The 13,014-nt window shown below is 69.9% G+C and carries 17 protein-coding genes; all 17 read right to left on the reverse strand.

Annotation, left to right across the window (positions count from 1 at the left end):
- Nucleotides 1–4 precede the first annotated feature (4 nt).
- Nucleotides 5–532: a hypothetical protein gene (locus AC07DS_RS03260; RefSeq protein ID WP_479142218.1), complete on the reverse strand. Its 528-nt coding sequence runs from the start codon at nt 530–532 to the stop codon at nt 5–7.
- Nucleotides 529–1,110, reverse strand: coding sequence for a DUF6349 family protein (locus tag AC07DS_RS03265; protein WP_479142220.1), 582 nt, complete (start codon nt 1,108–1,110; stop codon nt 529–531). The genes AC07DS_RS03260 and AC07DS_RS03265 overlap by 4 nt, the downstream gene beginning before the upstream one ends.
- 53 nt (nt 1,111–1,163) lie before the next feature.
- Nucleotides 1,164–2,810 (reverse strand): DUF4192 family protein, encoded by a 1,647-nt coding sequence (locus tag AC07DS_RS03270; protein ID WP_479142222.1) that lies wholly within the window; start codon nt 2,808–2,810, stop codon nt 1,164–1,166.
- A complete protein-coding gene (locus tag AC07DS_RS03275; RefSeq protein WP_479142224.1) occupies nt 2,807–3,334 on the reverse strand; it encodes a hypothetical protein in 528 nt (175 codons plus the stop codon). Before AC07DS_RS03275 ends, AC07DS_RS03270 begins: the two co-directional genes overlap by 4 nt.
- On the reverse strand, nt 3,331–4,341 hold the full coding sequence (locus tag AC07DS_RS03280; protein ID WP_479142225.1) for an N-6 DNA methylase: 1,011 nt from the start codon (nt 4,339–4,341) through the stop codon (nt 3,331–3,333). The genes AC07DS_RS03275 and AC07DS_RS03280 overlap by 4 nt, the downstream gene beginning before the upstream one ends.
- Before the next feature lie 91 nt (nt 4,342–4,432).
- Nucleotides 4,433–4,735, reverse strand: a complete 303-nt coding sequence (locus tag AC07DS_RS03285) for a hypothetical protein (protein ID WP_479142227.1) — start codon at nt 4,733–4,735, stop codon at nt 4,433–4,435.
- Nucleotides 4,736–4,796: 61 nt separating this feature from the next.
- The gene (locus AC07DS_RS03290) at nt 4,797–5,435 is read right to left on the reverse strand and encodes a hypothetical protein (RefSeq protein WP_479142228.1); all 639 of its coding nucleotides are present in this window, start codon (nt 5,433–5,435) and stop codon (nt 4,797–4,799) included.
- A gap of 294 nt (nt 5,436–5,729) precedes the next feature.
- On the reverse strand, nt 5,730–6,359 hold the full coding sequence (locus tag AC07DS_RS03295) for a hypothetical protein (RefSeq protein WP_479142230.1): 630 nt from the start codon (nt 6,357–6,359) through the stop codon (nt 5,730–5,732).
- The gene (locus AC07DS_RS03300) at nt 6,356–7,183 is read right to left on the reverse strand and encodes a phosphoadenosine phosphosulfate reductase domain-containing protein (RefSeq protein WP_479142232.1); all 828 of its coding nucleotides are present in this window, start codon (nt 7,181–7,183) and stop codon (nt 6,356–6,358) included. Before AC07DS_RS03300 ends, AC07DS_RS03295 begins: the two co-directional genes overlap by 4 nt.
- Nucleotides 7,180–7,683 (reverse strand): hypothetical protein, encoded by a 504-nt coding sequence (locus AC07DS_RS03305; protein WP_479142233.1) that lies wholly within the window; start codon nt 7,681–7,683, stop codon nt 7,180–7,182. Before AC07DS_RS03305 ends, AC07DS_RS03300 begins: the two co-directional genes overlap by 4 nt.
- Nucleotides 7,684–7,743: 60 nt before the next feature.
- Entirely contained in the window at nt 7,744–8,085 is a 342-nt protein-coding gene (locus AC07DS_RS03310; RefSeq protein WP_479142235.1) for an HU family DNA-binding protein, read from the reverse strand.
- 157 nt (nt 8,086–8,242) lie between these two features.
- Entirely contained in the window at nt 8,243–9,052 is an 810-nt protein-coding gene (locus AC07DS_RS03315) for a hypothetical protein (RefSeq protein ID WP_479142237.1), read from the reverse strand.
- 2 nt (nt 9,053–9,054) lie between these two features.
- The gene (locus AC07DS_RS03320) at nt 9,055–9,495 is read right to left on the reverse strand and encodes a hypothetical protein (RefSeq protein WP_479142238.1); all 441 of its coding nucleotides are present in this window, start codon (nt 9,493–9,495) and stop codon (nt 9,055–9,057) included.
- 19 nt (nt 9,496–9,514) lie between these two features.
- The gene (locus tag AC07DS_RS03325; protein WP_479142240.1) at nt 9,515–10,240 is read right to left on the reverse strand and encodes a hypothetical protein; all 726 of its coding nucleotides are present in this window, start codon (nt 10,238–10,240) and stop codon (nt 9,515–9,517) included.
- Between the two features lie 34 nt (nt 10,241–10,274).
- Nucleotides 10,275–11,765, reverse strand: coding sequence for a DNA cytosine methyltransferase (locus AC07DS_RS03330; protein ID WP_479142241.1), 1,491 nt, complete (start codon nt 11,763–11,765; stop codon nt 10,275–10,277).
- Nucleotides 11,766–11,974: 209 nt separating this feature from the next.
- Nucleotides 11,975–12,595 carry a hypothetical protein gene (locus tag AC07DS_RS03335; protein ID WP_360822742.1) on the reverse strand — a complete coding sequence of 207 codons (621 nt, stop codon included), beginning with the start codon at nt 12,593–12,595 and terminating at the stop codon, nt 11,975–11,977.
- A gap of 89 nt (nt 12,596–12,684) precedes the next feature.
- Complete coding sequence (locus tag AC07DS_RS03340; protein WP_479142242.1) at nt 12,685–13,014, reverse strand: hypothetical protein; 330 nt, start codon at nt 13,012–13,014, stop codon at nt 12,685–12,687.

The following is a 13,014-nucleotide window of genomic DNA, read 5'->3' on the forward strand; positions in this document are numbered from 1 at the left end:
GCGGTTACTCCGGGATGCTTCCTCCTCCTGGTGTTGTGGAGTCCACGTCTGATGCGCCTTCCGTTTGTTCGAGGTCGTGCACTGCAGCGATCTCTGCGGCGAGCGCCTGCCGAGCCTGCCTGTGGCGTTCGCGGTGCTTCCTCAGTGCCTGTTGGGTGCGCGCGAGGGCCTCTGCTTGACGTGCCTCCAGCTCAGTGAGCCTGGCTATCTGCCGTTCGGAGTGAGCAATCTCATCTGATCTCAGAAGCGTCGTGGGCCGGCGGGCTGCCGGTCTACGGGCTGGCGCGCGTTCCTTGTTCATCTGTGCGTGGGCGAAGGACAGGAACTCGTCGCGGGGGATGTACTTCACGCGCCTGTCGCCAATACCTGTCAGCAAGACGATCTTCGGGAAGGTTGCATGGCGCTTCGCCCAGTTGCTGACGGTGGAGCGAGTGACGCCGACGAGGACTGCTCCGGCGGCGAGGTTGATCAGTTCATCTTCGCGTCCCTTGTACTCAGGGCGGAGCCACGTGACGGACTTGGGGTCGCTCACGCTGCCTCGCTCTCGTTGTACTCCGGGAGCAGCGTTTCGATGATCGCTGTCCTATGCCCCGTCCTTGGTGGTTGTACGGCAAGGTCGTAGCCGCCTCCGGGCGCTTTGCCAGGCAGGTGCCGTTTCTCGATTCCTGTGCGGATGGTGCGCACCGGCCCGCCGGTGTCGAACCAGCCCTTCGGGTACAGGTGCGTGGCGTGGGTGGTCCAGTGCCGGCCTCGGCGTTCGGGGAGCGCCGGGAGGTCACGCCATCCCTCGTGGGTGTGGTCGTGGGCGTCCTCGATGGCATGGTCGGTTCGGCGGCGATCGGGGCCTTCCCAGGTGCAGCCGAGGCACGCGCCTCGGTGGAGGTAGGGCCAGATGTCGCCGGAGCTGTCCGGGGCGAGGAGGCCCCAGTTGCGTGCGAGCAGGGTGGGGCGGTGGTCAGTGGTCGGTTCGGGTGGCGTGCGGTGGGTGAAGCCGGGGTGTCCCCAGGCGATGCGCCATCGGTCTCGGCTGTTGCTGTTCTTGTCGCGGTAGTGGGGCAGGTAGTCGCTGTGGCGTGCGACGGCGCCGCGGGGTTCGTCAGGTGGGTTCATCGGTGGGTCTCCGGAGCGGGTGGCCCCGGCGGTTGCCGGGGCCACGGTGTTGGTCAGGGGGTGTCGAGATCCGGGCGGCTTGCGGCGAATTCCGCTGCCGCGTCGCGGTACTGCGCCAGGAGCAGGGCCGTGTCGCACTGCTTGCGGATGCCGTCGAGCAGCAGCCTGGCCAGGGTGTAGCCGGGATAGATGGCGATGGCTTCGTGGAGGGCGTGGCTGGCGGTGACGGTGTCGCCCTGTCGCCAGGCGACCCAGGCGAGGAGGGTGAGGAGCGGCGGTGCGTCTCCCGTGTGCGGCGGTACGCAGCGCCGTGCGAGGTAGCCCCACAGCTGCCGTTCGTAGGGAAGGTCGCTCTCTTCGCCGGTGGACAGTGCGGCGTCCCTGACGTGCAGGTCTTGCAGGCCGTGGATGATGCGGGCGGCGGTGTCGTCCGTGAGCTGGGGTCGGCCGTTGCGGAAGTCGGCCAAGGCTCCGTTGATGATGTCGACGGTGGCGTGGCGGGTGAGCAGCCGTTCGGTCTCGGTGACGTCCTGGTAGTTGTGGCTGATGGTGGCTGTGTCGAGGGCTTCGCGGTAGCGCGCGGCGGTGGTGTCGGTGATGGGGTGATACTCGCTGGCGACCTCGACGGCGTGCCGGATGTGCGTCAGGCGTTCGGCGCGACCCGCCTGGGCGGCGGCGAGGAAGTCTCGGGGGTCTTCGCCGTCAATGGCGCCGAGGTGTATGCCGGTGGCCAGTTCGTAGTCAGGGTTGGTGGTGATGGCGTCGCGCAGGGCGAGCCGGGCCGCGATGAGGTCACCTTGCCTCCAGGCGACGAACGCGTACAGCGTCAGGATGGGCACGCCTTCCTGGGCGAACGGTTCGGCGCAGTGCCGGGCGAGGTAGGCCCACAGCCGTCGGGCGTGGGGAAGGTCGTGGTCCTGGGCGTGTGCCATGCCGGCTTCTACGGCGGCGTCGTCTTGCAGTCCGACGATCAGCTGCGTGGTCAGGGCGCGGCTTAGGGCGGTGGCCCCGTCGCGGAACTTGCCGATGGCGGCGTCGATCTGGTCCAACGTCGCCATGAGCGCCGCGTCGCGCCCGGCGTTGGTCGCACTGCGCGACTTGAAGTGGTCGGCGGCGGTGTGGAGTTCGTTGATTACGTCGGGGTCTGCTGTGGCCCGGAACTCTTTGATGATGTCGCGGATGCGGGGGCCGGGCGTGCGGCCGAGGCGCGTCATCTGCGCGACGACGCTGGTCGGTTCGTCGGGCGACGGGAGCGGTTCGCCCTCGCAGCACCCGTCGATGTCGCACTCGTAGGCCCACCACCGGTTCGCGACGAGACCGATCGTCTGGAGGACGGTGGCGCGGTTCTCGTGGAACTCATCGGTGAGCCACGTGCTGAGGGGAGCGAGGAGGGCCGCGGTGTCTTCGGGGCTCTGGCCGGGGCGCGGTTCGCGGCACAGGTAGATGAGGACGCCTTGGGCGGGGTCGTGCCCGCGGTCGCGGGCGTAGGTCACGAACTGGCGGGCGGCGTGCTCGGCGATGGCCTGCCACTCGGTGGTGTCCTCGGGGAGAGGACAGGTCATGGTCGGCCCGTCATGGAAGTTCGGGCCGGGGGCGTGGAGCGCGATGCTGTCGTCGGGGTAGTGGCCGAGGAGGTACGGCAGGATCTGGGCGAGGTTGGGCAGGGTGGTGACCTGCACGGTGTGGTCGGTCGTGCTCACTTCTGGGTTCCCTCTTCCTGCGGTTCGGGGTCGGTCTGCCCGATGCGGGCGGGCGGTGCGGGGGCGGGGATGCCGCGTGGCTTGTTCGTGAGGGCGGGGAGCAGCCGTTCGCGGACGAGCGCGGCAAGGTCGGTGGCCAGGGCCTTGCTGGTGCGGGTGGTCAGGACGGTGTGCCAGGTGCGGCCGGGCTGGAGCCGGGCGTCGTTGGCGGCTTGCGCTTCGGCCTGCTCGATGTCGGTGCCGCCGGGGATCGGCGGCAGGTCGGGGCCCGCGGTGATCCAGCTCTGGATGGCGAGGCCGCGAGGCTGGATGCGCAGGCCGATGCGGTGCCCGTCGGGGTGGTGGTAGGTGGCGGTGCGTTCGGGTGTGTCGGTGTCCTCCTTGTGCCATGGCGGGTCGAGGGTGGGGGCGATGTGGTCGAGGGGCGGCACGTCGATTTCGTCGCGGGGTCCGGCGAAAGCCGGGCGTCGGCGGCGTGTTGTGGGGGTGGTGCCGGGTCGGGCGAATGAGTCGGGCTCGGTCACGCGACCTTCTCTTTGCTGGGCATGAGCTCGTCGAGGAGGGCGAGGGCCCGGCGGTGGGCGATGATCGTGGTGGCGGTGTCCATGTACTCGTCGCGCTGCTCGAAGGCTTCGGCGGCTTCGGCACAGGTTTTGGCGTAGTCGTCGTCCGGCGCGAGGGAGTCGGCGCAGCCGATGAGGCAGCGCGGGCCGAGGTCCCAGATGATCGCGTTGACGGCGGCACACCCGGCCGACAGCGAGTCGATGTCGTTGCCGTACCAGTGGAAGTCGTGCGGGTTGAGGCCGAGGTCGCGCAGGCGCTGGGCGACGGAGCGGAACATGGTGCCGGAGCCGACGGCGGGCTCGCGGAAGGACATGCCCGGCTTGGCGAAGTCCTTGTCCACGGTCATGTTGGCCATCAGGTCCGTGATGCACGCCGGCGTGTGGTACTCGCCGCGCCACTTCTTGTCGCTCTTGTGGCGCAGGCCGGTGAGCAGGGGGCTGAGGACGTCGGCCTCGGAGCGTCGCCAGACGTCGTCGTGGCCGGTGAGGTCCATCAGGCCGGTGTTGATGGCCGCGCGGGTGACGGCGTGGACGGCGCGCAGCTGCTGCTTGTCCGGCTCAGGGTTCCAGGCCCAGTCGTGCAGACGTATCGCACGATTGATCAGGTCGGGGCGCTTGATCCAGTGGCCGAGGTAGATCTCCTTGAACAGCTGCGGGAGTTGCTCGGGCCGTAGGTTGAGCACCCAGTCCGCCAGGCCGGGCACGTTGCGCAGCAGGGAGAGCCCGGCAACGGTGCCGAGGGGAACGTCGATGCTGCTGCCGCCGAAGGACTGATACCAGGCATCGAGGACGTTCTCCGCGATCTTGCGGGCATGCTCGTGCGGGTCGCGTGGGGCGGCGTAGCGGCGAGCGGTGATCTTGCCCGTGGGGCGGGCCTTGGGCCGGGGCGGGGGCTTCTTCGCCCATGAGGGCGCGGGCCGCACGGCGGTGGCCGGGGCTGCCGCGCGGGGCAAGAAGTCGTCGGACATGGATGCGGATTCCTTTCTGCGGGCGCGCATGAGGCCGCCCCGGTGCGCGGTGCGCGACCGGGGCGGTGTGTAGAGGGGGTTGGGAGCGGGATCAGCTGGTCTGCTGGAGGTCCCGGAGGGTGGCGAAAACGCCACGGACCTCGATGGCGTACGCGGCTTCGGGGTGTCCGGCCTGACGCAGTCCGCCGATGAGGAACATCAGGGCGGCCTCCTCGGCGTCCATGTCGCTGATGAGCTCGTCGAAGCTGGAGTCGCGCAGCTCGTCGGGGCGGTGCTCGTAGCCGACGCGCAGGGTCTTTTCGATCTCGGTGAGGGTCGTTGCGGTCTGGTTGTCGGTGAGGCCGAGCAGTTGGGCCCAGGACGTCAGGGTGGCGTCGTCAACGGGGAGCTTCACGGGCTGGTGCCTTTCGGATGGGCCGTGCCCGGCCGCGTGGTGCGGCCGGGCACGGGTGCGGTCAGGAGGTGGGGGCGGTGGGGAAGGGGTCGCTCTTGTGGTCGGGGTGGCAGGCGGCGTACAGGCCGCCGGGGAGGCGTTCGGTGATGACGCCCCATCCGGCCCAGCGCATGACGGCGAGGTAGCCGAGGTCTCCGCCGGCGAAGCCGGTGCGGGCCTTGGCGCCGGGGTCGGGCTGGATGAACACCCAGCCGGGAAACTGGCCGGTGTCGTCAGGCATGACCTGGAAGCCGGGGCGCAGTTCGTGGATGCCGTCGGTGTGGATGGGCGGCATTCCGGCGGCGGTCAGGATGCGCACGGCCTCTTGGACGTGCGGGTGGCTGTGGTGCTCGGGCAGGGTGCCGACGCCGGTGTGGATGGGGCGCTCGTACGGCAGGCTGCCGACGGCGGCCTTGTAAATGTCCATGAGGAGTTGTGCGTCTTCGCGGCGGCCGGCGTGGCGCATGGCGATGTTCGCGACGATGACGATGGAGTGCCGGTCCTGGGTGAACAGGCGGCGGAACTGGTCGAGGGTCATGCCGGTCGACACCTGCACCCGGGCGAAGGTGCGCGAGGCGAGGCGCATGGCGTGAGCGACGTGTTCGGGGTCGAGCCCTATCTCGTGGGCGAGTTGCAGGACTCCGGATGAGTAGTCGTTCATGGGGTTCTCCAAGAGGCGCTTGCGCGTATGGGTACGCCCCCGACCGAAGCCGGGGGCGCGGGGTTCTCTGGGGTTCGGGCCGGGCTAGCGGCGTCCGCATCCGGCGTGGCCGCAGCCACCGCAGAAGCCGCCGCTGTTGCACTCACAGCCGCATCCCTGGTTCTGGGTTTCCACTTCCAATTCCCCTTCCGGTTCAGGCATTTCCCGAATTCCTTACTTATATCTTAATGGCAAATATCCCAAAAGCAAGGTACACCCAACCGAATGCACATTTAGTTTCCGCAATTCAATTCCCTAATTCGCGGCGGCCGGAATGAGGTCGGGCCAACGGACCGACTCCAGCGCGCGACGGTGCGAGTCGGGCACGGGCACGGTGGGGTAGCCGAGCCAGTCGAGGCCCATCGCGGCGAGGATCGTGGCGTCCGCCTGGTCGTAGCGGCCCGGCCCCTCGCACTCGACCCCGTACCGCTCGACGGCCACCGAGCGCACCATGCCCTTCGCGACGCGGGACCTGTCCTTGCGAGGCCACTCCTGAGCGGGGTTCGCCCGGCCGGTCGCATAGATCGTCCGCCCGTGCGGGGTGACGACGGCATACGGGATGCGGTGGCGCCACAGGTACTGGGTGACCAACCACCACAGCCCGGCCAGCTCATGGTGCCCGGCCTGCGCACCCTGGGCGTACGCGGCGCCCTCGACGACCACCAGGTCCGCCCCGTCCTTCACGCTCAGCGCGACGGCCGCGACCAGCCAGTCCAGCCGTTCATGGCTCCGGCGCCGGCCGGGCCGACAAGCGTGCGCCCAGTCCGTGCCCGCGATGCCGGTCGAGGTCAGCGACAGGTCAAGGCCCACCACCCGGGGCTGCCACTCCCCCTCTTCCTGGACGCTCGGCAGGGTCACCGGCGCACTCTGGAGCTCCGCGGTCACGCGGCACCTCCCGCGCGCCGGATGACCTCCGCCATCGACAACTCCCGCCGGAACGGGACGCCCATCTCCTCCTCCAGGTCGGCGTACTCGCGCGCCAGCTCGGACCGGAGCCTGGCCGCACACTCCAGGTCCGGGACGGAGGCGAGGACGCACAGGCTGCACGACAGGCGGGACATGCCGGCGTCGTACGCCCAGTGGTAGGGCAGGCCCTGTTCCCGGATGCGCTGCCACACCTCGGCGGTGCTCCAGCGCAGGACCGGGTACCACTGGGTCACCGTGCGGCGCCCGTTGCTGGCCCGGTGGTCGACTTCGACCGCGGGACGCCGGGCGCGGGCACGGGACTCCTCCGCCCGGAAGCCCATGACGTGCACGAGCTGCGCCGTGCGGCCGGATATGCCGAGGCCGTTCACCTGCTCGGTCATGAACCGGTGGGCCACGCCCCGCTTCTCCGACGTGCAGAACCGGGTCGCAAAGTGCGGGAACTGTCCGCGCGCCCGGATGCGGTGGACGAGGGACGGCCACTTCGTCATCCGGCGGACCTCGAACGGGAGCCCGTAGTGGGCTGCCTGACGGCGTGCCAGGTCCACCGTGCCGGGCCACTCCACGCTGTGACGCCGCGGGGTGCGCCCGAGGTCGATGTGCAGGACCACGATGCGGTCGCGGACCCCGGCCTCGTCGGCCAGGCGTACCGCCTCGTCCATTGCGGCGATGCTGTCCTTGCCGCCGGAATTGCTGACGATGATGCGGTGAGCGGAAGCAAGGTCGGGCACCGGCTCGGGGCCGCTCACAGCGCGGGCGCTGACCAGCTCGATCTGACCGTTCACCGGCTGTCCCCTCGGGTTATGGCCAGGTGCTTGGTGATCAGCCGGTCGGCCTCGGTCATGGCCGGGCTCCGGCGCCGGTCGACGAACTCACCCTCGTAGCTGCCGGCCGGGCCCCACAGGTACCAGCCGGTGTCGTGGTAGCCGTTCTTCGGGTTCCTGCGGCGGTGGCCCAGCTCCCACCAGCCGTCGCGCCAGTGCACCAGGCGCTTCGCGTCGGAGTCGGCCACCCAACCGGCGCGCTCCGCCAAGGCCTGGAGGCGGGCCAAGTCGGTCCGAAGCATGGCCGTTTCGGCTGCGGCGTCCAGATCGCGCGGTGCCGTCGGCTCGGCACCGCCCGCCTGAAGTGCGGGTGCGACGGCGGGGCGCGGGCCGAGCTGGCGCACGGCTTCGTCCCTCTGCCGGGCGACGCGACGCAACAGGCTGGCCGCGCCGGACAGCCCCCGCCCCTCCAGCCACGTCGTGGTGGCGTCAACCTCAACGCCCACGGAACGGTCGTTCATGTCGTACTCCTTCGGTGGGGCCGTCTCGGCGCGCGCAGAGACGGCCCCAGATGTGCAGCGTTACGGGCGGGCGGCCTTGGGGGTCTTGGGGTCCTTCTGGATGCAGTTGCCGGACTCGGGCATCGCCCGGCGGAGCGCGACGAGGTCCTGGAACCGCGCGCCGGCGCGGAACTTCACGACACGGCGCTCAGCGATCTCCACTGGCTCACCCGTCTGGGGATTGCGGCTGGTTCGGGCCGGGCGCGTCTCGGGCGTCAGGCTGCCGAAGCCTGTGACGGAGACGACCTCTCCGCCGACGACGGCGCGGACCATCGCGTCGAGCGTGGTCTCCACGGCGAGTTTGGCCTGGGCGCGGTCGCCGGTCGCCGCGGCCACCACCTCGATGAGCTGGGCCTTGTTCACTGGGTCTTCCTTCCGATTCGAGTGGTTCGCAGGAGTCGAGGGGCGCGCACGCCACGCCGCGGGCCAGGGATGCAGCCCGAAGCCGGGGTCCGCACACTGCTCACAGGCCGGACCACGAATGCACACATGTTGATTCATAAATGTCACCTACTTTGAGTCAGCTGTGCACACGGACCAGGAGCTTCCCGGCCGAGAGAACCTGGGAGATGGGCAGAGCGACGGCCACGAAGTCGGCCGAGACCAGGTGCGGTTCCTCACCGCGGCCGGGCTTGCCGGGCACGATCCACAGCGTGCCGGTGGCATCGGCGTAGCGCGCCCCGACCTCAAGGAACTGCCCGGCGAAGGAGAACCGGCGGACACGCAGCGACATGGACCACCCTTCGCCGGGCTCGGGGCCGTCCCAGCCGTGCGGGGTCTGGAGGCCGAGGAAGTCGCTTCCGGCAGTCACGAGGGTGCCCACCAGGCCCAGGGAGCGGAACTCGATCGCCTCCCCGTTGGCGCCGGCGTTCAGCCACAGGGACAGGTCATCGGGGCTGAGCTGCACGGGGCGCCCCTGGGCCAGCGGGTGGTTGCGGGCGTCGAGCATGATGCGCAGCAGCACGCGCCAGGGCAGGCGGTGAAGGTGCGATGCGGCGGGAACGGTGAGCTGCGCGACGCCTTCGGTGAAGCGGAGCAACTGGTGGCCTTCGACGGTCAGGTGCTCGATGGTGACGGTGTCGGACGACTCCAGCCAGCCGCGCAGCGCGGCGACGTCGTCGAAGCCGATAGGCGCTGTCCACACGTCGCTCCCCTTGCCCGACGCGCGAGCGACGGCGAGCGTCCGCGCGCTGCATCCGACGACGTGCAGGTAGCGGGAGGCGCAGTCGAGGATCAGAGTTTCGGGCTCGCAGGTGTCGTCGGCCTGGTAGCGGTGCGGGGCAGCCTGGTCGAGGACGACCGCCAGGTCTCGGGCCTTGATGGTGAACACAGTTACTCTCCGCAGGAGTTGTCGGGGCGAGGACGGAAGCCGGAAGTACGCTTGCGGGCCCGGCGGGCCCGCTGGGCGAGCTTGTCGGCTTCCAGACACAGGGAGCAGGCGCGCTCCCTGCGCCGTCTGTGGGCGCGGGCACCGGCTTCGGTGCCGTGGGTGATCGGACGACGGCCGCGTTCGAGCAGTTCGGCGGGCCGCGCGCCCTTGCAGGTCTCAAGGACCCGCCCGTTGCGCCAGAACCGCCCGCCGCACACGCCGTCGAACAGGCTCATGTTTGGCAGGACCAGGTCGATGCACTGGGATCGGAACGGGCAGCTCTGGCAGATCGCGAGGAGGGCGCGCACCAGCGGCTCCGTCGGGGCTTCTGCCGCCGTTTGTTCAGACGTGAAGCGGGCGTCCCCGGCGCAGGGGGCTTCGCTGGCCCACCCGATGCCGCTCATCTGCTCCTCCTCTCCTGTACTAGGCGGTCGGCGGCAGCGGCATCAGGCGCACCTGGTCACTGACGCTGGAGCCGTACGGGTGGGCGAAGCCGGGCGGCACCGGTGTGAGGTGACGGTCAGCCAGCGGCGGCAGAAGGAAGATCTGCGCCACGAGGCGGGTGAGGGCGTCGTCGCAGGAGTCGCTGAGGCGCGGCCGGACCGCGGGAACGTGTTCCTCACCGTCGTGCTGGTCCTCGACAACTCCGACGACGCGGCCCCCGCCAGCGCGGCCGTCCACCACGACCGCCGTGGCTGCCGGGTGGTGCCCGCGTATCAGCTCGGCCACGCGCGCCACTCGGTCGACCGGTGGCAGCTCCAGGAGCCAGCTGCCGTCCATGGCCGTGTTGCGGTGCACGAGCGCCCACGCCGGTGAGGTCGGGGGAATGAGTGCGTGCTCGGTGTCGAGGGCGATGTCCTCGGCGATCTCGTTGAGCGGATGGCCCGGTTCGGTGCCGTCCCACAGCCAGGGGCACCCCCCGAGCGGGCTGGTCTGCTCACCGAGCACGCCGTGCACGGTGACGCTGCGGTGTTCGCCGCTCCGGTCGAAGGCCACGTAGGCGGCCTGGGGGCAGCGGGCGCGGATCTTGGCCGCAAGGTGGTCGGTGATGCCCAGACAGTGAGCCTGCTCGGCTCGGCGGAGCGCGAGGGCCAGGTGGTCTCGCTGCTGGGCGAGGATGGTCACTGCGTCGTGGGCTGCCGGTGTCATGGCAGGGATATCCCTTCTTCTTCGGAGGTGGAGGTCAGGCGAGGACGGGCTTGAGGCGTTCACCGATCCAGCGCGCGACGTTGACGCTCACCGCGTTGCCGGCTTGCTGGGTCTGGGCGGCCTTGGTGCCGACGACCTCGTATGTCTCGGGGAACCGCTGGGCCGACAACTGCTCGCGGGGCTGAAGCATCCGGAAGTAGCAGTCCTCGATGGCGGGGGCGCTGCGCACGATCGCCGCCGAGTCGCGGGTGGAAAGGGTGTGCAGCGGCCCGGCCGCGGTCTTCGGCGACGCCTTGCGGTACGGGATGACCAGGGTGTTGCGAGCCCTGGTCCGCACGTCGCCATCAGGCACGATCAGGCCGTGATGGCGGGCCGTGGCAATCGTGCTGAGCGGAGCGTCGATCGGCGCGGCGTCGCAGTTGTTGCGGAACTCCACGATGAACGGGTCCACCGTGACGAGGGCTTCGCTGTCGCGGGTGGTGCGGGTGCGCATCGGCTCGGCCGCCGAGGTCGCAGTGTCGTTCCACGAGCCGCCGACCGGCACCAGGAGGGCTTCGCCGAGCTTGGCCGTGCGGGTGGGCAGCGGCCGGGCGTGCGGGGAGAAGGCCCGGTCCGTTCCGTCCTTGCCGTGGGTGAGCGTGACCACGGACGGCTTGTAGGGGAACTTGTCCAGACCGGCCGCGATCCGCCGCATGGTGTTGGGCACCAGCGGCTTGGTGCGGTCCCCGATCCGCTGGCCGATGTTGTCCCAAAGGATCACGTCGGAGGCGGGCCGGACATACGGCTCCACCAGGGCGTGTCGGCAGCGGGTGTTCGGGCACCGGTAGTCGTACTGCTGCTGGTACTTGCCCACCTTCACCCGCGGGTCGCGCCAGCTCTGGCGCGCCTTGACGTCCCGCCCGCACTCCACGCAGTAGGCCAGCGGGCGCGGCGCAAGATCGGGGCGGCGGATGCCGGACAGGGTGAAAACCAGATACACGCGGTCGCGCCACTGAGGGGCGTACGCATTGGTCTCCGAGCCGATGTGCGCGGAGGACACCGAAACGATCTGGACCCGGTAGCCGAGCTTCTTCATCGCGCGAATCCACTCGGGGAACAACAGCCAGTCGGTGATGAACTCAACGACGTTCTCCACGACGACGCAGGGGAACCGTTTCGCCTCGGCAGCGCGCAGCACGCACCAGGCGGTCACTCGGGTCATCTCGAAGGCCTCGGGCGGCAGTTCGCGCCACTGCTCCTCTTCCTCGAAGAGGGCGTCCTGCACGGGGTCGGGGCGTTTCCGCCCGCCGGCGGGGCTGACCTCGGTGCAGATGATCGAGGCCCAGAGCACCAGGGCCTTGGGGAGCCAGCGCATGGGGTAGTTCTGGATGTCGGCGCAGCGAGCCGACGCGGTCGGGTGGTTGATCGAGAAGGTGTCGATCGCGGTCTGCCAGTGATTGATGCCGAGGATCGGCTCGAATCCGGCTTCGAGCAGACCCTGGCCATCTCCGCCCGCTCCGCAGAGCAGGTGGATAGATCGGGGCAAGGTCGTGGTCTCCAAGAGGCGGGGCCGCCCGGCCCGGTGGGCGGGCCGGGCGGCCGTGGTCAGGACTGGTCGGTGGCGCGTAACGCGCGGTGGTGGCGGCTGTCCTCGATGCCGAGGGCGGTGAACCCCAGCAGTCCGAGGGCGCACACGATCAGCAGCCAGATCACCGGTCCGCGCCCCCGGTGGGGCGTGGTGCGCTGCGCGGCCGGTCAGTCATCGCTGCGGGTGACACGGACGGTCGTGATGTGTCCGGCGCTCTCGAACACCGACAGCGGGTAGCCCTCGCGTTCGCTTCGCTGCCAGACGCGGCGGTAGCCCTCATCGCCGGTGAGCCGCTGCGACCACTCCGAGTGGCGGGCGACAGCGATCGCCGCGCCCTCGGTCCCGGCGACCTGGTTGTGGCTGGCGCCGTACGGGGCGATGTGCGTGGCCGAGACGATCAGCCGGGGCCCTCGGCTGGGCACGTCCAGGGCGTCGATGCGCACCATCGGCGGGATGAGGCTGTTGCCGTGGTGGCGCTGCGGGCCGTTGGGGGTGGAGTCGTACAGGACGGTGTGCTGGCTCGGGTCCTGCACGTTCTGGCGGACGACGTTCCACCCCTGCACTTCGGCGGGGTCGGCGGGCAGGCTGTGCTCGGAGGCGATGATCAGTTCCGTGCCGTCGCGCAGGTCGGCGCGGACAAAGAACTCGCCGCCGCAGGTCTCCATGTCGGTGACCCAGCCCGCGTAGCGCAGCGGGCTGATGACGTGGCTGTAGCGGCGGAAGAGTTCCTGCCACAGGGGGTCAGTGGTGCTGTTGTGGTCGGGCAGAGCCGCGATCGTGGTGGTCATGTGCCGTTCTCCAAGAGGGTGTGCACGGCGGGCGCACAGAATGCGCACCCGCCGTTGAAAAATGTCACCTATCTGATGTGGCGCGAGTGTCAGCCGGTGGGCAGCTCGCTGCGGGCGAGGATCTGCACCGCCCACATCCGGCCCCCGTGGGTGACGACGCAGCCGATCGTCCGCCCCTCATAGGGCAGGGCGAAGCCGCTGCCGCCCTCCTCCTTGGCCAGCTCACCGACGAGTTCGTGCACGCCGTGCTCGGCGCACTCGGCCGAGCAGTACAGGCCGCGACCGAGGCGCGGAGGGAGGTGCGATCCATGGATCACTTCGGCGACCACGACGTAGGCGTCGGGGGCCGGGGTGGTGGTGAGTGTGTCGGTCAAGACGGTCTCCAAGAGGTTGGTGAGTTCGACCAGTTCCGAACTCAT

The sequence above is a fragment of the Streptomyces sp. NPDC044064 genome (assembly GCF_056434245.1).